The sequence below is a fragment of the Streptomyces synnematoformans genome (assembly GCF_039531005.1).
In the GTDB taxonomy this organism is placed as follows: Bacteria; Actinomycetota; Actinomycetes; order Streptomycetales; family Streptomycetaceae; genus Streptomyces; species Streptomyces synnematoformans.
The window spans coordinates 1-21867 of record NZ_BAAAPF010000096.1 but is presented as its reverse complement, the minus strand read 5'-3'; the positions used below and the strand labels follow the sequence as shown (position 1 = coordinate 21867).

Below are 21867 nucleotides of genomic sequence, written 5' to 3'. Positions count from 1 at the left end.
GCGCGCCCGGTGCCCCGCGCCCGGCCGGGCCCGCCGGGCCCGCGCCGTCCGTGCGCGACGGGGCGTCGGCCTGTTCCGGGATCTCGCCCCCGGCGCCGCTCTCGGTCGCCGTACCCGCCGCCCGGCCACCGCCCGACACCGCCTCATACACCTCCTCCACGGTGCCGACGCCGAACGCCGCGCACAGCCCGCCCGGCTCGCCCGCGTACGCGGCCTCGCCGACGGCGGTCAGGAAGACCACCTGGTCGCAGCGCGGCAGATCGGCGAGGACGTGCGTGGTCAGCACGACGGTGGTGCCGGCGTCCGCCAGCCCGCGCAGGGTGCGCATCAGCCCGGCGCCCGTGACCGGGTCGAGCCCGGACGTCGGCTCGTCGAGGAACAGCACCCGGGGCCGGGTCAGCAGCTCCACCGCGATGCTCGCCCGCTTGCGCTCGCCCCCGCTCAGCGCCCGTACCGGGGTGTCGCGCCGCGACGTCAGCCCGAGGACGGCCAGCACCCGGTCGACGGTCGCGGCGACGGCGGCGGCCGGGACGCCCGGCGGCATCCGCAGGCCGGCCGCGTACACCAGCGTGCGGTGCAGCGGCAGCTCGCGGTGGATGATGTCGTCCTGCGGTACGAACCCGAACTCCGGCCCCGGCGCCCCCGGCGGCGCCCCGTCGTGCCGGACCTCGCCCTCGCTCGGCGCGCTGAGCCCCGCCAGCGTCTGCAGCAGGACCGTTTTGCCGGCGCCGCTGCTCCCCGCGATCACCGTGAGGGTCCCCGGCGCGACGTCGACCGACACCCCGCTCAGCACCCGCCCGGCCCCGCGTACGTCCCGGCTCACCCGGCGCGCCCGCAGCCGCAGACCGCCGGCTGGCGGCACGGGGACGCCGGCGGCGGTACAGGCGGAGCCGCCGGCGGAGACATCCGGGCGCGGCGGCGGCGTCGACATGAGTGCAGCATGCCAAAGGATCGGCGTTCCGAGCCCTCCCGGCTCGCGGGGCGTACCGGCGATCGGATGATCCACGGCGGCGGCCCGCCCGTCCGCCCGGCTGCCCGCCCGACCGGCCGGGCCGCCCGGCTACGCCGCGGCCGGCCGCCACTCCCCGGCGAGCTGCCCGAGCACCACCTCGTCCAGGAACTCGCCGAGCACCCAGGCCGAGGAGCGCAGCAGCCCCTCGCGGACGAAGCCGTTGCGCTCGGCGGCGCGCAGCATCGCATCGTTGTCCGCGAGCGTCTCGATCTGCAGCCGGTGCAGGCCGCGGACGACGAAGCCGTAGTGGCAGAGCACCGCGACCACGTCGGTGCCGTAGCCCTTGCCGCGGGCGGACGGCATCAGCCCCATCCCCAGGTGCGCGGCCCGGTGGTGGTTGTCGATGCTCCACAGCGCGGCGGTGCCGACCAGCGTGCCGCCGGCCAGCTCCACCACGGAGAACGGGACGAGCGTCTCCTTCGTGTCGTCCACCAGCAGCGGGGACTCCTTCGAGTCGGCCGCCACGGGCCGCCACGGCCAGCCGTTGGCCCGCGAGTGGGTGACCACGTCGTCGTACAGCTCGGCCTGCAGGACGGGGATGTCGTCCGCGTGCCGGGCCCGGAGCCCGACCTTGGTACCTCGTAGCATGCGTGCTTCTTAACCGACCGGGCTGGCCGGCCGCAAACGGGATAACGATCCCAGCAGCGTGCGGACGCTCACGCCCGCCGGCTCGGCCACGCGCCCCACGGTCAGCTGTTCCGCCAGGCCCGCGACCATGCGGCAGCACGCCACGTGAGGGTCAAGCGCCCGGCTCCCCGCGGCGCGCGCGGAAGGTGCGGCGATACGTCGCCGGGGGCACCCCGACGGTGCGGTGGAAGTGGCGGCGCAGGGTCGTGGCCGTGCCCATGCCGGTGGCCGCCGCGATGGCGTCGACGGCGTGGTCGGTGGTCTCCAGCAGCTCCTGGGCGCGGCGGATCCGCTGGGTGTTCAGCCACTGCAGCGGGGTGGCGCCGGTCGCGCCGCGGAAGTGGCGGGTCAGGTTGCGCGGGCTCATCCGCGCCTGGCGGGCCAGGTCCGCCACCGTCAGCGGCCGGTCGATGCGCTCCAGCACCCAGGGGAACAGCGCGGCGAGCGGCCGGTCGTCCGTGGCGGGCACCGGCGCGGCGACGAACTGGGCCTGGCCGCCGTCCCGGTGCGGCGGCACCACCAGCCGGCGGGCGACGGCGTTGGCGGCCGCCGAGCCGTGGTCGCGGCGTACGAGGTGCAGGCACAGGTCCAGCGCGGCGGCCTTCCCGGCGGAGGTGAGCACGCTGCCGTTGTCCACGTAGAGCACGTCCGGGTCGACCCGCACCGCCGGGTGGCGGGCGGCGAGGACGGCGGTGTGCGCCCAGTGGGTCGTCGCGCGCCGGCCTCCCCCACCGGCTACGCCCTTACTGGCGGGGGTACCCCCATTACAGCAGCCCGGCGGCGGCCAGCACGAACGCGCCGGTGCACAGCGAGGCCACCCGGGCGCCGGCCGCGTGCGCCGCGCGCACCGCGTCGGTCAGGGCGGCGGGCGGCGCGGCGTCGACGTCCGCCCAGCCCGGGACGATCACGGTGCCGGCGTGCCGCAGCCGGTCCAGCCCGTGGTCGGGCTCCAGCCGGAACCGGCCGAACCGTACGGCCCGCGTGCCGCAGACGGTGACGTCGTACCAGGGGCCGGTCACCTCGTCCGGGGCGGAGCCGAGGGCCTCGTACGCCACGGACAGCTCGAAGTGCAGCATGCCCTCGGTGACGGCCAGCGCGACGGTGTGGTCCATGTCCGAAATTGTACGGGCGTTGTCATTCCGGACACTCGTGGCGGCGGCCCGACCCCGTCAGGATGTCCGCGGTGGATCGTTCGAGAGCGGGGAGTACCGATGGGATCGGGCCAGGCGGTGGCGGTGTTCGGGGCGTACGGGCACACCGGGCGGTTCGTCGTGGCGGAGCTGCGGGAGCGCGGGTACGTGCCGGTGCTCACCGGCCGGGACGCCGGCAAGCTGGCGGCGCAGTCGGCGGCGACCGGGCTGGCGGCCCGCCCGGCGGCCGTCGGCGACGCCGCCGCGCTCGACTCCGCCCTGGCCGGGACGGCGGCGGTGGTCAACACCGCCGGCCCCTTCGCCACGACCGCCGCGCCGGTGATCGAGGCGGCGCTGCGCGCCGGCGTCCCGTACGTGGACGTGGCCGCCGAGATCGAGGCCAACGCCGACACGTTCGCCCGCTTCACCGGCCCCGCCCGCGCCGCCGGCACGGCGGTGGTCCCGGCGATGGCCTTCTTCGGCGGCCTCGGCGACCTGCTGGCCACCGCGGCGGCGGCCGACTGGACGGCGGCCGACGAGGTGCACGTCGCGTACGGGCTGAGCAGCTGGCACCCCACCGCGGGGACGCGCGCGGCGGGCGAGGTCTCCGGCGCCCGGCGCGGCGGCCGCCGCGTCCGCTACGCGAACGGCGGGCTGGAGTACCACGACGCCGAACTCCCCGTTCTGGACTGGCCGTTCCCCGCCCCGCTGGGCACCCGGCCGGTGCTCGGCGAGTTCTCCATGGCCGACGTCGTCACCGTCCCCAGCCATCTGGCCGTCCCCGAGGTGCGCACCTACATGGCGACCGCGGCGGCCCGCGACCTGGCGTCCCCGGACACCCCGCCGCCCGCCGCGGCCGACGGGCGCGGGCGCTCCGCGCAGACCTTCGTCGTCGACGTCCTCGTACGCTCCCGGGGCGCCGAACGCCGCGCCACGGCCGCGGGCCGGGACATCTACGCCGTCACCGCCCCGCTGGCGGTGGAGGCGGTGCACCGCCTCCTCACCGGCCGGACCCGGACGGCCGGCGTCGCCTCGGCCGGCGCGGCCTTCGACGCCCCCGCCTTCCTCCGCGCCCTCTCCGCCCACCTCACCGTCGACCTGCACCGGTAGCGGAACGGCTGCGTCCCGCCGCCGGGAGGTTAGTCAAGCTTATTGACAAATTGCGTGGCCGATTCCTACGTTCAGACGACCTGTGCCCCACTCCTTCCCCCTCCACCACTCCGAACGCCGGGCCGGACCGCGCGGCGCCGATGGGAGCGTGCATTCACCTTGGTTAGCGAGTCCCGACAGGCCCTCGTCGTCCGCGGCGGCTGGGACGGGCATCACCCCGTGACGATCAGCGACAGCTTCGTCCCGCACCTGAAAGAGCACGGCTACACGGTCGAGATCCGCGACGACCTCGCGGTGTACGACGACGTCGAGCGGCTGGCGGCCACCGACCTGATCGTGCAGTGCTGGACGATGGGCACCCTCACCCGCGAGCAGAGCGCCAACCTCGCCGCCGCCGTGCGCGCCGGCACCGGCCTGGCCGGCTGGCACGGCGGCATCGTCGACGCCTTCCACGACCACGGCTACCACCTGCTGACCGGCGGCACGTTCGTGATGCACCCGCCCGGCTACCACGAGCACGACTACCACCTCGTGCCCGAGCGCTCCGGCCATCCCGTCGTCGCCGGCCTCGACGACTTCACCGTGCACTCCGAGCAGTACTGGGTACTCACCGACCCGCACATCGACGTGCTGGCCACCACCACCTTCCCGCCGGACGAACTCCACGACGAGCCCGTGACCGTGCCCGCCGTCTGGACCAGGACGTGGGGCCGGGGCCGGGTCTTCGTGTCGACGATCGGACACAAGCCCGACGACTTCGACGTGCCGGAGGTCCGGACCCTGACCGAGCGGGGACTGCTGTGGGCGAGCCGCCCGTGACCGGCCGGCCGCTGAACGTCGGCATCGTGGGCGCGGGCAGGATCAGCGGCGCCTATCTCGACACGCTGGCCGGGCTGACGGCGCTCCGGCTGACCGCCGTCACCGACCTCGACCGCGGCCGGGCCGAGGCCGTCGCCGAGCGGTACGCGGGCGGGACGGCCGTGGCCGGTACCGTCGCCGACCTGGTCGCCCGGGACGACGTGGACGCCGTCCTCAACCTCACCGTCCCCGCCGCGCACGCCGAGGTCGCCCTCGCGGCGCTGCGCGCGGGCAAGCACGTGTACGGCGAGAAGCCGCTGGCGGCGAACCGTGCGGAGGCCGGCGCCGTGCTGGCCGCCGCCGGCGAGACGGGGCTGCGGGTCGGCTGCGCGCCGGACACCGTCCTCGGCACCGGCACCCAGACCGCCCGCAGGGCGGTCGACGACGGCCTGGTCGGCCGCCCCGTCGCGGCGACGGCCTTCATGACCACCGCCGGACACGAGGCGTGGCACCCGGACCCGGAGTTCTACTACCGGCCGGGCGGCGGCCCGCTCCTCGACATGGGCCCGTACTACCTGTCCGCGCTGGTCCACCTGCTGGGGCCGGTGACCGGGGTCTCGGGCGCCGTCTCCCGGCCGCGCGCCGAGCGGACCGTCGGCAGCGGGCCGCGCGCCGGGCAGACCTTCCCCGTCGAGGTGGACACCCACGTCACCGGCGTGCTGGAGCACGCGGGCGGCGCGCTGTCCACCCTGCTCATGAGCTTCGACGTCAAGGCCGCGCGGCTGCCGCGCATCGAGGTGCACGGCACGGAGGCGTCGCTGTCCGTGCCCGACCCCAACCACTTCGACGGGGCCGTCGAGCTGAACCGGGGCGACGGCTGGGAGCCCCTGCCCGTCTCGGCCGGCTACCCGGACGCCGGGCGCGGCACCGGCCTCGCCGACCTGTCCGAGGCCCTGGCGGCCGGGCGCCCGCACCGCGCCTCGGCCGAACTCGCCGCCCACGTCCTGGACATCATGCTCACGCTCATGGACGCGGCGGCCCAGGGGAGGTCCCTGACCGTGTCCAGCAGCTGCACGCGCCCCGACCCGGTCATCCTCTGACGCCGCCCGGCAGGAGTCCGTCCGTCCCGCCCCCGCCGGTGACCCGCACCCCCGCGCGCCGGGCCACCGGACGCGCGGGGGCGGGCCCGGCCGTCAGGCCGGGAAGGTGGCGCCCCAGGTGACGGGGCCGACGATGCCGTCGACCGCGAGGCCCTTCTTCGCCTGGAAGTCCCGGCACGCGGCCTGCGAGGCGGGACCGTAGGCGCCGTCCGCGGCCAGGCCGTAGCCGTGGGCGGCGTTCATCTTGTTCTGCCAGGTGGCCACGCTGGGGTGGTGGAAGACCGGCGGCTGGCGGAAGTTCACGCCGGGGTGGGGGAGCGGGCCGCCGCCGGGGTTCGTCGCGCCGTCGAGCACGCCGTTCCCGTACAGGTTCCCCGGGCAGCCGGTGCTCAGGTGGTCGCGGTGGCCGCAGATGGCCCGCGCCGCCCCGCCCCGCGTGCGCAGCCGGTTGACGGCGTGGCGGAAGGCGCTGATCAGGCCGGGGGTGATGGTGTCGTAGTCGCCGGCGGTGCCGCCGACGAGGCCGCAGACGGCGTACCAGTTCTGGTTGCCGGGGGTGGTGCCGTTGGCGGCCGTGCGGCGGTTCTCGCCCCGGCCCTGGAACACGTAGTCGTGCACGCAGACGAGATGGCTGTACGCGATGTCCGCCCAGCCGTTGCTGTCCATGTGGTAGTTCTGGATCCCGCGCACCTGGCCGGCGCAGTCCGCATGGTTGCCGCGGGCGACGTGGACGGCGTCGACGTGATGGATGGTCACCCCGCCGTGCTGCGGGGTGATGTTGCCGCTGGTGCTCCGCGGAGCGCGGGCGCCCCACTGCGACCGGGTGACGAAGGTGGTCATCCGGACCTCCGTCCGGACAGCGCGCAGTCGACGGTGGCGTTGAGCGGCTCCGTCTGCGCGTACCGCAGCACGCCGGACGGGTGGACGGCGCCGGGGTGGTCGGGGCGGGTGACGATCGGCAGCTCGCGCGGGCTCGCGGCGAAGGCGTGACCGGAGCAGATCACGGGGGCGGCGGCCACGGCCGCGGCCGCTCCCAGGAAGCCACGGCGGGATGGTCGTTGCGGCATGTCGTCTCCAGAGGTGGGGGTTTCACGGGCTGACGGAGCGCAGCTCCGTGTCCTCGCGTACGTCAGACGTACAGGACGCCGGTAGCGCCGCGGTTGCGCGCCGTCGCCGCCTCGCCGCGGCTACTCGCCCCAGAAGGTCTGCCGCGCGACCGATCCGTTCACCGACCGGCGGTACTGGCCCGGCGACTTGCCGGTGTGCTTCTTGAACACGACGCTCATGTACTCGGAATGGCTGAAGTGGAGCCGTGCCGCGATCTGCTGGAGCGTCCAGTCCGTCGAGGACAGCAGTTCGGCGACGTGCGCCACCCGGACGCGCACGATCTCGCCGTGGACCGTCCGGCCCAGGGTCCGCAGGAACCGGTGGTCGAGCGCGCGTCTGGAGAGCCCGATGTGCCGGAGTACGGCGTCGACCGCCAGGTTCTGGTCCGAGCGGTCGCGGATGAACCGCAGGGCCTCGGCGACGAGGGGGTCGTCCACGGCCAGGATGTCCGAGGACTGCCGGGTGACGAGCCGGGTCGGTTCGATCAGGCGCAGGCCCGGCTCCAGGGACCGGCCCTGCATCATGAGGTCCAGGAGTTCGGCGGCGAGGTATCCCGTCCGCGTCGTGTCCGGCTCGATGCTCGACAGCGGCGGGGTCGTGAGGTTGCCGATGAGTTCGTCGTTGTCGACGCCGATGACGGCGACCGAGTCGGGCACCGCCAGGTCGGCGGTCTTGCAGGCCTCCAGCACCTCCTGGCCGGCGATGTCGTAGCAGGCGAAGACGCCCACCGGTTTGGGGAGGTCGGTGAGCCACTCCGCGAGGAGCCCGCGGTCCACGGCGCGCATGCCCGTGGACTTCATCCGGAACTCCCGCGGGACCGAGCCGCGTTCGCGCACATGCTCGGCGAACCAGGCGCCGCGCTTGAGGGACCAGCCGAACCGCTCGTCGCCGCAGTAGGCGAAGTTCCGCAGGCCGCGCTCCTCGAAGTGCCGGAGGGCCCACTGCGCGATCGTGCCGTCGTCGGTCTCGACGCCGGGCAGTTCGGGCACGAGCCGGGCCGCGCTGAGATCGACCGTGGGGAGGCCGAGGCGCCGGATGAACGCGGCGGTCTCGGTGCTCTCGATGCGGGCAAGCACGCCGTGGCCGTGCCAGTCCTCAAGCCACGAGAAGTCGGTCTCGTGGCGGCTGTGTTCGGCGAGATACATCGACCAGCCCGGGTGGGCCTCGACGTACTTCTTCACGCCCACCAGCACTCCGCGGGCGTACGCGTTCGAGGTTTCGACCAGCAGCGCGACGTGCCGTGTCTGGCGGGCGGGCATGTAAAAATTCTAAGGCAGACTGCGAGATAACGCATGGATTGGTCTCCCCCGCCGTCCGTAATCTACACGGCCATGGGAGGTCAACGATGACGCAGAGAGTACGGGTGGCGATTGCCGGACTCGGATTCGGTGCCGAGTTCATCCCCATCTATCAGGCGCATCCCGACGCCGAGTTGGTGGCGGTCTGCCAACGCACCGAGACGACCCTGGCCGAGGTCGCGGACCGCTTCGGGGTTACGGGCCGGTACACCGATTTCCACGCGATGCTGCGGGACCCCGGTATCGACGCCGTGCACATCAACACCCCGATCCCGAACCACGCCGAGCACACCGTCGCGGCACTCCGCGCCGGCAAGCACGTCGCGTGCACGGTTCCGATGGCCACGACGCTCGACGAATGCCGGGAGATCGTCGCCGCCGTCCGGGAAACCGGCAGGAAATACATGATGATGGAGACCGTCGTCTACTCCCGGGAGTTCCTGCACGTCCAGGATCTCGTGGCGAACGGCACGATCGGCCGGGTCCAGTTCCTGCGCGGCGCCCACTACCAGGAAATGGCGGGCTGGCCCGGTTACTGGGAAGGGCTGCCGCCCATGCATTACGCGACGCACGCGGTGAGCCCCGTGCTGAGTCTCGCCGGTGCGCTGGCGGAGAGCGTGGTGTGTGTCGGCTCGGGCCGGATAGCACCGCGGCTCGCCGGAAAATACGGTTCGCCGTTCGCCGTCGAAAGCGCCCTCATCACCCTCCGCGGCTCGGACGTCGGCGCCGAGATCGCACGGTCGCTTTTCGAGACGGCCCACGAATACGTGGAGAACTTCACGGTGTTCGGAGCCCGGGCGACCTTCGAATGGGAGCAGACGCAGGGCGCGGGGCACGTGCTGCACACCGGGGAGATCCCGAAGAGCATCGAGATACCGGACTTCGCGCACCGGTTGCCGCCCGAGATCGCTCCGTTCACCACACGCGGCGTCTACGACGACGAGAACGAGCACCTCTCGTTCGTCCAGGGCGGCGGCCACGGCGGCTCCCACCCGCATCTCGCCCACGAGTTCCTCAGGAGCATCGTCGAGGACCGTGCGTCCGCGATCGACGAGGTCACCGCGGCGAACTGGACGTCGGTCGGCATCTGCGCGCACGCGTCGGCCATGGACGGGGCTGCCCGGGTGCAGATCCCCGACTACGCGGAATCGCCGTGAACACGACCCTGGGGCGGGGGCCGGTGGACTCCGCGACGCGCCGGCGGGCGGTCCTGCGCAGGACCCCTCTCGGGGCCGTCGCCCTGGCCGTCGCCGCCGTCGCCGCCTGGGTGGCGTTCCTCGCCGACGACACCCCGGCCGGGCCCGCGACCCAGGACCCGGGCCAGTTCCTCGTCACGGTGCTCGACGCGGTCACGTTCGCCGGGCTGCTGTTCGTCGCGGCGTCCGGCTTCACCCTGATCTTCGGGCTGATGCGCACGGTGAACATGGCCCACGGCTCGCTGTTCCTGCTGGCCGCCTACATCGCCATCCGGGTGCAGGAGTCGATGGTCGGCCAGTCCCGCAACATCGAGCCGGGGCACGTCGGCATGCTGGACTGGCTGGTGCCGATGCTGGCCGGGGCCGGCGTCGCGGCCGTGGCCGGCCTGGTGATCCAGCAGCTCTTCCTGCAGTGGAACGAGGGCCAGGAGCTGCGGCAGGCGCTGATGACGCTGGCCCTCACGGTCGTCCTGGCCGACCAGATGCTGCGCGAGTTCGGCGGGCTGGCCCAGACGATGGTCTGGCCCGGCACGATCACGCACTTCCTCTCCGTCCAGGGCGAGCGCTACCCCGTCACCCGGCTGTTCATCCTGGGCGTGGCCGTGCTGGTCGGCGTGCTGCTGTGGCTCTGGCTCACCAGGACGGGCACGGGGATGGTGATCCGGGCCGGCGTGGACGACCGCCAGATGGTGCGCGGGCTCGGCATCAACATCAAGCTGGTCTTCGCGGTCACGTTCCTCGTCGGCTCCTTCCTCGCCGGCGTGGGCGGTGTGCTCGGGGCCTCCTTCGCCGGCGCCGCGCCCGGCACCGACGGCAACTGGCTGCTGAACTCGCTCGTCGTCGTCATCATCGGCGGCCTCGGCTCGCTCCGGGGCGCCGCGGCCGGCTCGCTGCTGTACGGCACCGTCGTCGCGTTCTCGCCCGCCTACCTGCCGAGCGAGTACTCCTACTACGCGATCATCATGACCTTCGTCCTGCTGGCGCTGGTCCTGGCCATCCGGCCCTACGGACTGTTCGGGAGACCGGCATGACCGCGCGCGACCTGCTCACCCGGAGCAACCTCCTCGGCGCCGCCCTGGTCGTCGTCCTGCTGGTCCTGCCGAGCCTGGCGACGGCCTACTTCGTCAACTTCGTCATGACGCAGACGTTCATCCTGGGCCTGGCGGCGGCGACCATCGTGTTCCTCGCCAAGTACGGGGGCATGATCTCGCTCGCCCAGTTCCTGCTGTTCGGCGTCGCCGGCTTCATGTTCGGCAACGCGGCCCAGGAGACCGGCGCCCGCGGGCTGAACCTCGGCTGGCATCCCTGGGCGGCGGTCGTGTTCGCCCTCGTGGTGACCACCGCGGCCGCGTTCGTCCTCGGCGCGCTCGCCAGCCGCAGCACCGGGCTCTACTTCCTGATGCTCACGATGGTCTACGCCGTCATCGGCTACTACGTGTTCGCGCAGATCGTCGAGATCTCCGGGCCCGGCGGCCTCACCAGCATCCAGCGGCCGGACCTCCTCGGGCCGCCGGTGCGGCTGTACTACGCGGGACTCGGGCTCTCGGTGCTGGCGTACGTCGGCTTCCGGGCCGTCGGGCGGACCGCGTTCGGGCTGGCGCTGCAGGGCGTCCGCGACGACCCGGTCCGGATGGCGTCGCTGGGGTTCAACGTGCCGTTGCACCGGGCGCTGGCCTTCACCCTGGCCGGGTTCGCGGCCGGGGCGGGCGGCCTGCTCAACGTGTGGTGGAACGGCCAGATCGACCCCGCGTCGATCGCGATCGGACCCACCCTGATCCTGCTGATCATCGCGGTGATCGGCGGTATCTCGTCCTTCGAGGGCGCCTGGCTGGGTGCCTTCGTCTACGTACTGATCTTCACCTACCTGCGCGATCTGCCGCTGATCGACCGGGTCGGCATCACCGAAGCACGGTTCAACACCGTGATCGGGGTGATCGTCCTGGTGATCATGATGCTCTCTCCCGAGGGGCTCACCGGCATCGCCCGGCGACTGCGCCGCCGCCTCCGGCCGCCCGCCAGGACCGGGCCGGCCCCGTCCACCGGACCACCGCTGCCCGTTCGCACGACCGAGAAGGAACTGGGAGTCACACGACGATGAGCAGACTCAGCCGCCCGGCGGCACTGACACTCTCCACGGCGGCGAGCCTGGCACTGCTGGCCGCGGGCTGCAGCGGGGACGGCGGCTCCTCCGGGCTGCCGGCCGACCAGGAGTCGTCCTCGTTCTCCGCGGAGGGCGACGGCGTCCGGCTGGGAATCCTGGGCCAGTGCGAGGGCCCGTTCGGCGGATTCCACGAGGACGTGGTCGCGGGCACGACGCTCGCCTTCGCCCGGTACGCCGGCGCGAGCCCGAACTCGTCCACCAGCGCGCTGGAGGGCTTCAGCGACGCGGAGGTCGCGGGCACCCCGATCGAACTCGTCGGCATCGGCTGCGGCGACGACACCGCCGACCGCATCCTCCAGGAGGTGCGCCGCCTGGTCGAGCAGCAGGGGGCCAACGTCATCATCGGCCCGCTCTCCGGCGACGAGGGCATCGCCGTCGCCGAGTACGCGAAGGGCAAGCCCGACCTCACGGTGTTCGCGGGCATCTCCGGCTCGCAGGAGCAGACCCTGCAGGTCCAGGCGCCGAACTACTTCCGGTTCTACGGCGACGGCGCGATCTGGAACGCCGGCCTCGGCGACCTGCTGTACCGCGAGAAGGGCTGGCGCAAGGTCGCCGTCATCGCCGACGACTACAGCTTCGGCCACACCTCGGCGGCCGGCTTCGTCGCCGACTTCTGCGGCGTCGGCGGCGAGGTCACCCACCGGGTGTTCCCGCCCCTGGGCACCACCGACTACTCCTCCTACATCGCGCAGCTGCCGGACCCGGACGAGGTGGACGGCTACTTCTGGGCCGTGGGCGGCACCGGCACGCAGGCCGCGCTGGAGGCGTTCGTCAACGCCAAGGGCGACCTGACCGGCGACCGGCACGCGGGCAACTTCTTCTTCAACCCGGACCTCGCCCAGGCGCTCGGCACCGACATCGCCGGCGCGCACATCGGCGGCTTCGCCACCCTGCCGGGCGACATCCAGACCCCGGAGATCAAGGAGTACCTGGCCGCGGCCGACGAGACGTGGGAGACCATCCCGGGGTCGCTGAGCGGCAACGAGCCCGCCCCGCCGTCGACCTCCGCGGCCTTCGGGTTCTTCTACGGCTACTACTCGGCCGGCGTGGCGCTGGTCGAGGGGCTCAAGGCGGTCGACGGCGACATCTCCGACCCCAAGGCGTTCCAGTCCGCCGTCGCCGGCCTCACCCTCGACCTGCCGCACGGCGACATCAGCCTGGACGAGAACCGCAGCGGCATCGTCGACGTCGGGCTCTCCCGCCTCGCCGTCAACGACTCCGACGAGGTCGTGCAGGAGAGCGTGGCCATCGTCCCCGGCGTCGACCAGACCTTCGGCGGCACGTTCAGCCCGGACACCCCGTCCCCCGGCCGGGACTTCCCGAAGTGCGAGAAGCGGGACCTGCCCTGGGAGGGCAAGGCCATCCCCGTCGTCGACGGCGTCCCGCAGAGATAAGGAGGTCCGGTCATGGCCCACACCGGTACGGCGCCGTCGGCGCCGTCGGGACCGCCAGGCCCGTCAGGGCCCGCCGGCCCGGCGCCCGTCGTCGAGGTCCGCGCGGTCACGGTGGCGTTCGGCGGCCTGCTCGCCCTGCGCGACATCGACCTCGCCATCGCACGGGGCGAGCGGCTGGCGGTCCTCGGGCCGAACGGAGCCGGCAAGACCACGCTGTTCAACGTGATCGCCGGCGACGTCACCCCGGCCGCCGGCTCCGTCGTCATCAAGGGCGTCGAGTGCGTCCACCGGCCGTCGCGCTACCGGCCGCGCCTGGGCGTCGCCCGGACGTACCAGAAGGCGCGGGCCCTGGCCGGCCTCACGGTGCGCGAGAACATCTACCTCGCACTCGCCGGCCTGCGGGGCCGGCACCGGCCCCTGTGGCGCACGGCCGCCGACCGGCGGATGGGCGAGGAGGCCGCCGACGTGGCGCACCGGGTGTGGCTGGCGGGCCAGCTCGACGCCGCGGCGGGGGAGCTGTCCCACGGCCAGCAGCGCCAGCTCGAACTCGGGATGGCGATCGCCACGAGGCCGGACGTGATGCTGCTCGACGAGCCGGCGTCCGGCCTGTCGCGGGGTGAGCGCGAGCGGCTCGTCGAGCTGCTGGAGTCCTTCGACGAGGAGCTGACCCTGCTGCTTGTCGAGCATGACATGGACGTGGCATTCCGCATCGCCCGGCGGGTGGTGGTGATGGCCGACGGGGAGCAGGTCACGGCCGGCACCCCCGAGCAGGTCCGCGCCGATCCGCAGGTCCACCGCATCTACCTCGGTACGGAGGCGCCGGCATGACACCCCCTGTGTCGACAGAACCGCTCCTGGAGGTCCGCGGGCTGCGGGCCGGCTACGGCGCCTCCCTGGTCCTGGAGGACCTCGACTTCAGCATGGGTGCCGAGGCGGTCGGGATCGTCGGCCGCAACGGCATGGGCAAGACCACGCTCTGCGACACGCTCGTCGGGTTCCTGCCGCCGACGGGCGGGGAGATCCGGCTGCGCGGTCAGCGGCTCGACGGCCGGACGCCGGAGAAGATCGCGGGCGCCGGCATCGCCTACGTCCCGCAGGGCCGGCGGCTGTTCCCGTCCCTGACCGTCGACGAGCACCTGGCCATGCTGGCCCGCCGGACGCGCGCCAAGCGGTGGACGCCCGCGGCGGTCTACGAGCTGTTCCCGCGGCTGGCCGAGCGCAGGAAGCACGGCGGCGCCGCGCTGTCGGGCGGCGAGCAGCAGATGCTCGCCGTCGGGCGGGCGCTGCTGCTGAACGCGCACCTGATCGTCATGGACGAGCCGTCCGAGGGGCTGGCCCCGACCATCGTCGACGTCCTCGTCGACGTCGTGCACCGCCTGGTCGACGAGGGGGTGGCCGTCCTCGTCGTCGAGCAGAACCTGCGCGCCGCGGTCCGGATGGCGCAGCGCCAGCTCGTCATGGTGTCCGGGCGGCTGGAGGCCGAGTTCAGCGGCGCCGAGCTGCTCGACCGGCCGGACCTGCAGAGCAGGTACCTCGGCGTCGGCGGCGCCGACCGGGCGCTGCGGTGAGGTGCGAGGCGCCCGTACCGCGCGGAGGGCGAAGGGAGACGCGATGGGAGGACCGATGAAGGCGACGAGGACGTTCGGGGTCAACACCTGGGTGTGGACCTCGCCCCTGACCGACGGGCGGCTGGCCGAGCTGGCGCCCCGCATCCGGGAGTGGGGCTTCGACACGGTCGAGCTTCCGGTGGAGAACATCGGCGACTGGGACCCCGGCCGGGCGGCGAAGCTGCTCGACTCGCTCGGCCTGTCGGCCACCGTCGTGGTGGCGATGGGGCTGGGACGCGAGCTGGTGGCGACCGACCGGGCGACGCTGGCCCGCACGCAGTACTTCCTGCGGCAGGTGGTCGACACCGCGGCCGCGGTGTCCTCGCCGGTGGTCGCGGGGCCGGTCTACGCGTCCGTGGGACGCACCTGGCGCATGGCCGAGGCGGAGCGCCGCGCCTGCTACGAGCAGCTGCGGGACAACCTCGCTCCCGTGGTCGAGCACGCGCGGGGCGCCGGCGTCACCGTGGCGGTCGAACCCCTCAACCGCTACGAGACGAGCGTGCTCAACACCGTCGACCAGGCGCTCGACGCGCTGACCGGCCTGCCGCCCGAAGGCTGCGGCATCGCCCTGGACATCTACCACATGAACATCGAGGAGCAGGACATCCCCGCGGCCGTCCGCAGGGCGGGCGACCGGATCGCGCACGTCCAGGTCTGTGCGAACGACCGGGGCGCCCCGGGCGCGGACCACCTCGACTGGCCGGGCATCCTCGCCGCCCTCGACGAGGCCGGCTACCGGGGCCCGCTGGTGATCGAGTCGTTCACCGGGGACAACGAGACGATCGCGACCGCCGCCTCGATCTGGCGGCCGCTGGCGCCGAGCCAGGACACGATCGCCGCCGACGGGCTGTCCTTCCTCGCCGGGGTGTCCGCCGGGCACCGCCGTACCCCCTGATTTCCGCAGTCTGCACCCGCAACGAAGCGACGGAGAGGACAATGCGACAACGTCATAGAAACACCCTGTTCACGGTGGTGGTGGCCCTTCTGGTCTCCTTCCTCCCGGGAATGGCCACCGGCGCGGCGGCGCAGGACGCCGAGCAGGAATACGACGTGCTGTTCTTCCACAAGACGACCGGCTTCCGGCACGACTCGATCCCGTCGGCCCTCGCGGCCGTCGAACAGCTCGGCCAGGACAACGGCTTCACGGTGACCGAGACGCAGGACGCCGCGGTCTTCACCGACGAAGGGCTGGCGCAGTACGAGGCCGTCGCGTTCTTCACGGACGGCGAGAACACCCTCGACACCGACCAGCGGCACGCCTTCGAGCGCTACATCCAGCGCGGCGGAGGGTTCGTCGGGCTGCACTCGTCGTCGAACATGGACAAGACGGACTGGGCTTGGTGGTCCGCCCTCATGGGGGGCGCGTTCTTCAAGAGCCACCCCTCGGGCGCCGACCAGTTCCAGGAGGCGACCGTACGGATAGAGGACCCCGCGCATCCGTCCACGGCCGGACTGCCGGCCGAGTGGGTCCGTACGGACGAGTGGTACAACTTCACCGCCAACCCGCGCGAGGACGTCCACGTCCTGGCCACGCTGGACGAGTCGACGTACGACCCGGGGCCGGACGCCATGGGCGACGACCACCCGATCGCCTGGTGCTCGAACTACGACGGCGGCCGGACCTGGTACAGCGCGCTGGGCCACAGCCCGGAGCACTGGGACGAGCCGCTGCTGCGCCAGCACGTCCTCGGCGGCATCCAGTGGGCGGCCGGCGCCGCCGAGGGCGACTGCGGCGAGCCGCGCGAGGGGCCCGCCACGGAGTCCTCGTTCGAGAAGGTCGCGCTGGACGACAACACCGCCAACCCGATGGAGCTGGCCGTCGCCCCCGACGGGCGCGTCTTCTACGTCGAGCTGGGCGGCACGGTCAAGGTCTACGACCCGGAGAGCGGCGCGGTGAAGACCGCCGCGCAGATCCCGGTCCACCGCGGCAACGAGAACGGGCTGCTGGGCATCGCCCTCGACCCCGACTTCGAGACCAACCAGTGGGTGTACCTCTTCTACAGCGCACCCTCGCCCGAGGTGCAGCACGTCTCCCGGTTCACCGCCGACGGCGACACCCTTGACCTGGAGTCCGAGAAGGTCCTGCTGGAGTTCACGCACCAGCGGGAGGTGTGCTGCCACTCCGCCGGGTCGATGAGGTTCGGCCCCGACGGCAACCTGTTCATCTCCACCGGCGACGACACCGCGCACTTCGCCTCCGACGGCTTCGCCCCGATCGACGGGCGCGTCCACGACGAGCACAACAGCCAGGACGCCAAGCACTCCTACGACGCGCGGCGCACCTCGGGCAACACCAACGACCTGCGCGGCAAGATCCTGCGGATCACCCCGGAGGACGACGGCACCTACTCGATCCCGGAGGGCAACCTCTTCCCGCCGGGCACCGAGAAGACGCGGCCCGAGATCTACACGATGGGCCACCGCAACCCGTTCCGCATCGCCGTCGACGACGAGACCGGCTGGGTCTACGCCGGCGAGGTCGGCCCCGACGCCGGCGCCGACAACCCCGACCGCGGCCCGCGCGGCTACGACGAGTGGAACCAGATCCGCGAGGCGGGCAACTACGGCTGGCCGTACTGCATCGCCGACAGCCAGGCGTACCGCGAGTGGGACTTCGCCACCGGCACTCCGGGCGAGTCCTTCGACTGCGCGAACGGCCCGGCCAACACGTCCCCGTTCAACACCGGCCTGGACACCGTCCCGCCGGCGAAGGACGCGTTCATCTACTACCCGTACGGGGAGTCGCCGCAGTTCCCGGAGATTCCCCAGGGCGGCGGCCGCTCCGCGTACGCCGGCGACGTGTACCACCACGACCCCGAGCTGCTGGGTGACGGGCAGTTCCCGGAGTACTACGACGACGCGGTCTTCGTCATGGAGTGGTCGCGCAACTGGATCGGCGCGCTCCGGCTGGACGAGAACGGAGACTACGAGAGCTTCGAGCAGTTCATGCCGAACACCCTCTTCCGCAGCCCGCACGACATGGAGTTCGGGCCGGACGGGGCGATGTACCTGATCGAGTGGGGCATGGACTTCAACTACGGAGGGGAGAACGTCAACCCGGACTCCGGCCTCTACAAGATCAACTACACCAAGGGGGCGCGCACCCCGGTCGCGAAGGCCGCCGTCGACCAGGACTCCGGGCCCGCTCCGCTGGACGTCGCGTTCTCCAGCGAGGGCAGCCACGACCCGGACGGCGACGAGCTGACGTACGCGTGGGACCTCGGCGACGGCACGACGTCGGACGAACCCCACCCGACCCACACCTACACCGAGCCCGGCCAGTACACCGCGCAACTCACGGTCACCGACCCGTCGGGACGCTCCAGCAGCTCCAACGTCACGATCACCGCGGGCAACACCCGTCCCGAGGTGACCGTCGAGCTGCCGCACAACGGCCAGGTCTTCGACTGGGGCGACGAGATCCCCTACCGGGTCTCGGTGTCCGACGCCGAGGACGGCTCCGGCGACGCGATCGACTGCGAGCGGGTGACCGTTCAGCAGGGCCTCTACCACGACGAGGGCGGCAACGCCCACGTCCATCCGGGCGAGGTGCAGAACGGCTGCGAGGGCGTCCTCGCCACCCAGTCCGACGCCGAACACGGCGAAGCCGCCGACATCGCGCTGACGGTGACGGCCAGCTACACCGACCTCGGCGGCGAGGCGGGCGCGCCGGCGCTGAACGGCGGCGTGACGCACTTCCTGCAGCAGCAGCGCAAGGAGGTCGAGCACTTCAGCGACTCGTCGGATGTCGGCGTCGGCGCGGCGAACGACGAGGAGACCGGCGGCGGCGAGGCGATCACCGCGCAGGACGGCGCCTGGGCGTCGTACGACCCGTACAACCTCGACGGCGTCGGCAAGATGACGCTGCGCGCGGCGGCGGCCGAGGACGCCACCGTCGAGGTGCGGCGCGGCGCGCCCGACGGCGAACTGCTCGGCACCGCGCAGATCGAGGGCGACGTCCAGGTGCCGCGGACGGCGGGCCCGGAGGGCTTCGCCAGCGCCGTCCCGCTGGCCGGATCCGGCCAGACGGAGCGGGTGGAGCTGCCCGAGGGCGTCGTCGAGGGGGTCGAGGAGGACTTCACCGTCTCCACGTGGGTGAACTGGTCCGGCGACCAGAGCTGGGCCCGGATCTTCGACTTCGGCACCGGCACCGGCAACTACATGTTCCTGACGCCGAGCGCCGGCGACACCGGCGAGCTGAGGTACGCGATCACGACCGGCTCCGGCGAGCAGCAGATCAACGGCTCGCAGCCGCTGCCCGCCGACGGCTGGCAGCACGTCGCGGTCACCCTCTCCGGCACCACGGGCACGCTCTATCTGAACGGGGAACCGATCGGGACCAACGACAACATGACGCTGCGCCCGGCGGACCTCGGCCGGACGGGGCAGAACTGGATCGGCGACTCGCAGTGGTCGGCCGACCCGCTGCTCAACGGCGCCGTCGACGACTTCAACCTCTTCGACCGGGCCCTCACGCCCGACGAGGTGCGGTCGCTGACGGCCGGTCCCGGCGGCGGTGACGTCGGCGGCGGCAACGTCGCCTGGTACCGGTTCGACGAGGACGGCGGCGCCACCGCCGCGGACTCCTCCGCACAGGGCAACGACGCGCGGATCACGCTCGCGGAAGACGCCGCGACCTGGCAGAACGTCACGCTGGACCTGGAGCCCACGACGGGCACGTTCCCGCTGCACCTCGTCTTCCCGGACAGCAGTGTGCGGGTGAACTGGATGGAGCTGAACCCCGGGACGGCCACGTCGTACGAGCGTGTGGTGGCACTGCACAGCGGCAAGGTGCTCGACGTCCAGAACCCCAACACCAGCGACGGTGCCGTCGTCGGGCAGTGGACGTGGAACGGCGATCCCTGGCAGCAGTGGGAGTTCCGTGACGCCGGTGACGGCTATGTGAACATCGTCAACCGGCACAGCGGGAAGTGTCTCGACGTGTACCGGGAATCGCGCGCCAACGGTGCCGACATCATCCAGTGGACCTGCCACGGCGGCGCCAACCAGGACTGGAAGATCGTCGAGGCCGGCGACGGGATCCAGCTCCGGGCCCGGCACAGCGGGAAGTGCGCGGACGTCGAACGCGACTCCACCGCCGACGGCGCCCGGGTGCACCAGTGGACCTGCCACGGCCACGGAAACCAGCTCTGGCAGCGTCAGCCCGCCTGACCCCGGCAACCCCCCGGCACCGGTCACCCGCATCGCGCGGGTGGCCGGTGCCGGCTGCCGGCGGCCGCCGTGGCATCGTGACCCTGCGGGGGGACGAGGGCGACGTGCGGACAGGGGGTGTGCAGGTTGTGGCGAACGCAGAGGTGCCGCGGCACGCCGACCGGCTGGACAGGCTGCTGCATGAGACCAGGCGCCAGATCGCCCGCGACAGCGGGCCGGACGTGCAGCGGATCCTGGACTGGCTGCACCGGCAGACCGGCGCGCACCTCGCGCTGGTCGTGGACCGCGCGGGCACCGTGGGGCTGTCGACGACCGGCTTTCCCCGGGAGGTTCTGCGCCCGCTCGCCCCGCTGCTCGCGCGCGTGTCCGGCGGTCGCGTGGCGGCCGCCGCCACCGAGGCGGGCAGACTGCACGTGCGTTGTGAAGCCCTCGGTGCGGACGGGTCGCGCCATGTGCTGGTGGCGGTCGCCGAGTCGGAGCTGAGCCGCGAGGAGTCCGCGCTGATCTCGCACGCCGGCAGCGTTGTCGCCCTCCTGCGCCGCGCCGATGACGGCGAGCGCCTGCGGCGCGGCTTCCAGCACAAGGCGCGCCAGATGCGGTTCGCGGTCTTTCAGACGCTGCTGGCGGGGGACGAGGTGCTGGCCCGCCGCATGACCACCGGCTCCGTACCGCCGCTGCTGGCGGCCGACAGGTTACGGATCCACCTGCTGCACTGCCCCCCGGCCGACCGCGACCGTATCGCCCAGGCCTTCCAGGACCACTCCGGCTATCACGGCCAGGACCTGATGGTGCACTGCCCCGCGTTCAAAGAGCATCTGATCTGCCTGGTCGCTGACCGCCCCGGCGAACCGGACGCGGCCGGCTCCGACGGCCAGGCCGTTGACCTGGGCGAGGAACTGCGGCGCCTGGTGCGCGACAACCCGGGCTATGCGCTGGGAATCAGCGGTCCGCATCCGCTCGACGCAACGGCCGGGGCGTACAGCCAGGCCGCCCATGCCCTGGCAGCCGCCCGCACCACGCCCGGCAACGTGGTCTTCTACCAGGGGCAGACGCCGCTGGCGGGGGTCCTGCCGCGCGGTCCCGCCCTCGCCTGGGCCCGCACGGTGCTGCGGCCGCTGGACTCTCTGCCGGCGACCACCGTCGAGATCACCCGCTCTCTCATGAGCGCACCCCGGGCGGCCGTGGCCCGGCTGCTCGGCCTCAGCCGCAACACCGTCCGCGCCCACATCGCACGAGCGGAACGGGCACTCGGCCTCGACCTGGCCGACGCCCGCTCCCGCGCCGCCGTCAACCTGGCCCTCGCCGTCACCGGCGCACACGCGGCACCCGAGCCGGAGGACCGGCAGCCCGCGCCCACCCTGGACGACCTGCTGCGCACCGAGCGCGCCGACGTCTGGGCCCGGACGTTCCTCCGCCCGCTGCACGACCCGCAGCGCCGCAGCCTCCAGGCGTGGATCGCGGCCAACACCGACGCCCGGCAGGCCGCGCAGGACCTCGGCATCAGCCGCAACACCGTCCGCGCCCACCTGCGCACCGCCGAAGCCCGGTTGGCCCGCGACCTGCTGACGACCGGCAGCGGCGTCCACGATGTCGTCCTCGCACTCCGCATCGGCGCCGTCCGGAACGGCTGAGTACCGCGTACGGACCCGGCAGCACGGCCACGCGGGGGCCGGCCGCCCACACGGCAGGGCGACGGCCGCCGTCACCGCGACGGCGGCCGCCGGCCACCTGGTCCCGCGCACCCGCGCGGGACCGGCGACGCGCGTCCCCTCCGGGTCAGTTGCAGGAGCCGGCGCTGATCTGACGGTCGATGAGGGCCTTGTCGGAGCTCTTGGAGTTCTTCATGATGGCGGTCACCGTGGAGCACTGGACGTAGTCCCAGGCGAGCCTGGTCCTGACCGGTCCCGCGTACTGGCTGAAGTTCCCCGCGTCCACGACGCAGTCGGGGTTGGAGACCTTGTTCTCACACACCTTCAGCTTCATGTACTTCGTGCTCCCCGTGTTGTTGTCGAAGATCTGGCACCCGCGCCAGTACGGAGCTTCCTTCAGGCCCCTTCCGTAGAGGAAGAGGGTCCCCAGGCGGTTGCCCTCGTACGGGAGCTGCTCGGCGTAGCGGAGTTTGTACGCGTCGCCGCAGAGCGACGCCATGGCCCCG

General features: G+C 72.8%; 17 protein-coding genes and 2 pseudogenes. 12 read left to right on the top strand and 7 right to left on the bottom strand.

Annotated elements, in window-relative coordinates:
* From ABD317_RS16355 to ABD317_RS16345, 3 genes and pseudogenes are all read right to left on the bottom strand, one after another.
* Nucleotides 1–931, bottom strand: a 931-nt coding sequence (locus tag ABD317_RS16355) for an ABC transporter ATP-binding protein (protein WP_344290707.1), incomplete at its 3' end; no start/stop codon positions are given.
* 129 nt (nt 932–1060) lie between these two features.
* A complete protein-coding gene (locus ABD317_RS16350) occupies nt 1061–1600 on the bottom strand; it encodes a GNAT family N-acetyltransferase (protein WP_344290706.1) in 540 nt (179 codons plus the stop codon).
* Nucleotides 1601–1751: 151 nt separating this feature from the next.
* A pseudogene (locus tag ABD317_RS16345) lies at nt 1752–2751 on the bottom strand (helix-turn-helix domain-containing protein).
* 99 nt (nt 2752–2850) lie between these two features.
* On the opposite strand from ABD317_RS16345, the gene ABD317_RS16340 reads away from it, so the two are divergent.
* From ABD317_RS16340 to ABD317_RS16330, 3 genes are all read left to right on the top strand, one after another.
* Nucleotides 2851–3879 (top strand): saccharopine dehydrogenase NADP-binding domain-containing protein, encoded by a 1029-nt coding sequence (locus ABD317_RS16340; protein ID WP_344290705.1) that lies wholly within the window; start codon nt 2851–2853, stop codon nt 3877–3879.
* A gap of 219 nt (nt 3880–4098) precedes the next feature.
* Nucleotides 4099–4698: a ThuA domain-containing protein gene (locus ABD317_RS16335; protein ID WP_425582374.1), complete on the top strand. Its 600-nt coding sequence runs from the start codon at nt 4099–4101 to the stop codon at nt 4696–4698.
* Nucleotides 4680–5777, top strand: coding sequence for a Gfo/Idh/MocA family protein (locus ABD317_RS16330; RefSeq protein WP_344290702.1), 1098 nt, complete (start codon nt 4680–4682; stop codon nt 5775–5777). The genes ABD317_RS16335 and ABD317_RS16330 overlap by 19 nt, the downstream gene beginning before the upstream one ends.
* Before the next feature lie 93 nt (nt 5778–5870).
* Here ABD317_RS16330 and ABD317_RS16325 read toward each other — a convergent pair whose 3' ends face one another.
* From ABD317_RS16325 to ABD317_RS16315, 3 genes are all read right to left on the bottom strand, one after another.
* Nucleotides 5871–6617 carry a peptidoglycan-binding protein gene (locus ABD317_RS16325; protein WP_344290701.1) on the bottom strand — a complete coding sequence of 249 codons (747 nt, stop codon included), beginning with the start codon at nt 6615–6617 and terminating at the stop codon, nt 5871–5873.
* Nucleotides 6614–6844, bottom strand: coding sequence for a twin-arginine translocation signal domain-containing protein (locus ABD317_RS16320; RefSeq protein WP_344290700.1), 231 nt, complete (start codon nt 6842–6844; stop codon nt 6614–6616). The genes ABD317_RS16325 and ABD317_RS16320 overlap by 4 nt, the downstream gene beginning before the upstream one ends.
* A 120-nt stretch (nt 6845–6964) precedes the next feature.
* Nucleotides 6965–8143 (bottom strand): AraC family transcriptional regulator, encoded by a 1179-nt coding sequence (locus ABD317_RS16315; protein WP_344290699.1) that lies wholly within the window; start codon nt 8141–8143, stop codon nt 6965–6967.
* 38 nt (nt 8144–8181) lie between these two features.
* Here ABD317_RS16315 and ABD317_RS16310 point away from each other — a divergent pair, with 38 nt between their 5' ends.
* The 9 genes from ABD317_RS16310 to ABD317_RS16270 all read left to right on the top strand — a co-directional run bounded on the left by ABD317_RS16310 (nt 8182) and on the right by ABD317_RS16270 (nt 21343).
* Nucleotides 8182–9339, top strand: coding sequence for a Gfo/Idh/MocA family protein (locus ABD317_RS16310; protein ID WP_344290698.1), 1158 nt, complete (start codon nt 8182–8184; stop codon nt 9337–9339).
* Nucleotides 9336–10409: an ABC transporter permease subunit gene (locus ABD317_RS16305; RefSeq protein WP_051438415.1), complete on the top strand. Its 1074-nt coding sequence runs from the start codon at nt 9336–9338 to the stop codon at nt 10407–10409. Before ABD317_RS16310 ends, ABD317_RS16305 begins: the two co-directional genes overlap by 4 nt.
* Entirely contained in the window at nt 10406–11476 is a 1071-nt protein-coding gene (locus ABD317_RS16300; RefSeq protein WP_344290697.1) for a branched-chain amino acid ABC transporter permease, read from the top strand. Before ABD317_RS16305 ends, ABD317_RS16300 begins: the two co-directional genes overlap by 4 nt.
* A complete protein-coding gene (locus ABD317_RS16295; protein ID WP_051438413.1) occupies nt 11473–12933 on the top strand; it encodes an ABC transporter substrate-binding protein in 1461 nt (486 codons plus the stop codon). The genes ABD317_RS16300 and ABD317_RS16295 overlap by 4 nt, the downstream gene beginning before the upstream one ends.
* A 12-nt stretch (nt 12934–12945) precedes the next feature.
* On the top strand, nt 12946–13761 hold the full coding sequence (locus tag ABD317_RS16290; protein WP_078627752.1) for an ATP-binding cassette domain-containing protein: 816 nt from the start codon (nt 12946–12948) through the stop codon (nt 13759–13761).
* Nucleotides 13762–13769: 8 nt separating this feature from the next.
* Entirely contained in the window at nt 13770–14501 is a 732-nt protein-coding gene (locus ABD317_RS16285) for an ABC transporter ATP-binding protein (RefSeq protein ID WP_344290696.1), read from the top strand.
* A 55-nt stretch (nt 14502–14556) separates the two neighbouring features.
* Complete coding sequence (locus tag ABD317_RS16280) at nt 14557–15435, top strand: sugar phosphate isomerase/epimerase family protein (RefSeq protein WP_344290695.1); 879 nt, start codon at nt 14557–14559, stop codon at nt 15433–15435.
* A 41-nt stretch (nt 15436–15476) separates the two neighbouring features.
* Nucleotides 15477–19712 carry a ThuA domain-containing protein gene (locus ABD317_RS16275; RefSeq protein ID WP_344290694.1) on the top strand — a complete coding sequence of 1412 codons (4236 nt, stop codon included), beginning with the start codon at nt 15477–15479 and terminating at the stop codon, nt 19710–19712.
* Nucleotides 19713–19840: 128 nt separating this feature from the next.
* Nucleotides 19841–21343 carry a helix-turn-helix domain-containing protein gene (locus tag ABD317_RS16270; RefSeq protein WP_344290693.1) on the top strand — a complete coding sequence of 501 codons (1503 nt, stop codon included), beginning with the start codon at nt 19841–19843 and terminating at the stop codon, nt 21341–21343.
* A gap of 145 nt (nt 21344–21488) precedes the next feature.
* Here the strand turns inward: ABD317_RS16270 and ABD317_RS16265 are convergent.
* A pseudogene (locus ABD317_RS16265) lies at nt 21489–21867 on the bottom strand (hypothetical protein); the annotation flags it as partial.

What these genes read in the sequence shown, in the direction of transcription:
- ABD317_RS16290 (WP_078627752.1), top strand. Translation starts at nt 12,946, where the DNA reads ATGGCCCACACCGGTACGGCGCCGTCGGCGCCGTCGGGACCGCCAGGC.
- ABD317_RS16280 (WP_344290695.1), top strand. Translation starts at nt 14,557, where the DNA reads ATGAAGGCGACGAGGACGTTCGGGGTCAACACCTGGGTGTGGACCTCG.
- ABD317_RS16315 (WP_344290699.1), bottom strand. Translation starts at nt 8,143, where the DNA reads ATGCCCGCCCGCCAGACACGGCACGTCGCGCTGCTGGTCGAAACCTCG.
- ABD317_RS16350 (WP_344290706.1), bottom strand. Translation starts at nt 1,600, where the DNA reads ATGCTACGAGGTACCAAGGTCGGGCTCCGGGCCCGGCACGCGGACGAC.
- ABD317_RS16320 (WP_344290700.1), bottom strand. Translation starts at nt 6,844, where the DNA reads ATGCCGCAACGACCATCCCGCCGTGGCTTCCTGGGAGCGGCCGCGGCC.
- ABD317_RS16295 (WP_051438413.1), top strand. Translation starts at nt 11,473, where the DNA reads ATGAGCAGACTCAGCCGCCCGGCGGCACTGACACTCTCCACGGCGGCG.
- ABD317_RS16275 (WP_344290694.1), top strand. Translation starts at nt 15,477, where the DNA reads ATGCGACAACGTCATAGAAACACCCTGTTCACGGTGGTGGTGGCCCTT.
- ABD317_RS16340 (WP_344290705.1), top strand. Translation starts at nt 2,851, where the DNA reads ATGGGATCGGGCCAGGCGGTGGCGGTGTTCGGGGCGTACGGGCACACC.
- ABD317_RS16325 (WP_344290701.1), bottom strand. Translation starts at nt 6,617, where the DNA reads ATGACCACCTTCGTCACCCGGTCGCAGTGGGGCGCCCGCGCTCCGCGG.
- ABD317_RS16300 (WP_344290697.1), top strand. Translation starts at nt 10,406, where the DNA reads ATGACCGCGCGCGACCTGCTCACCCGGAGCAACCTCCTCGGCGCCGCC.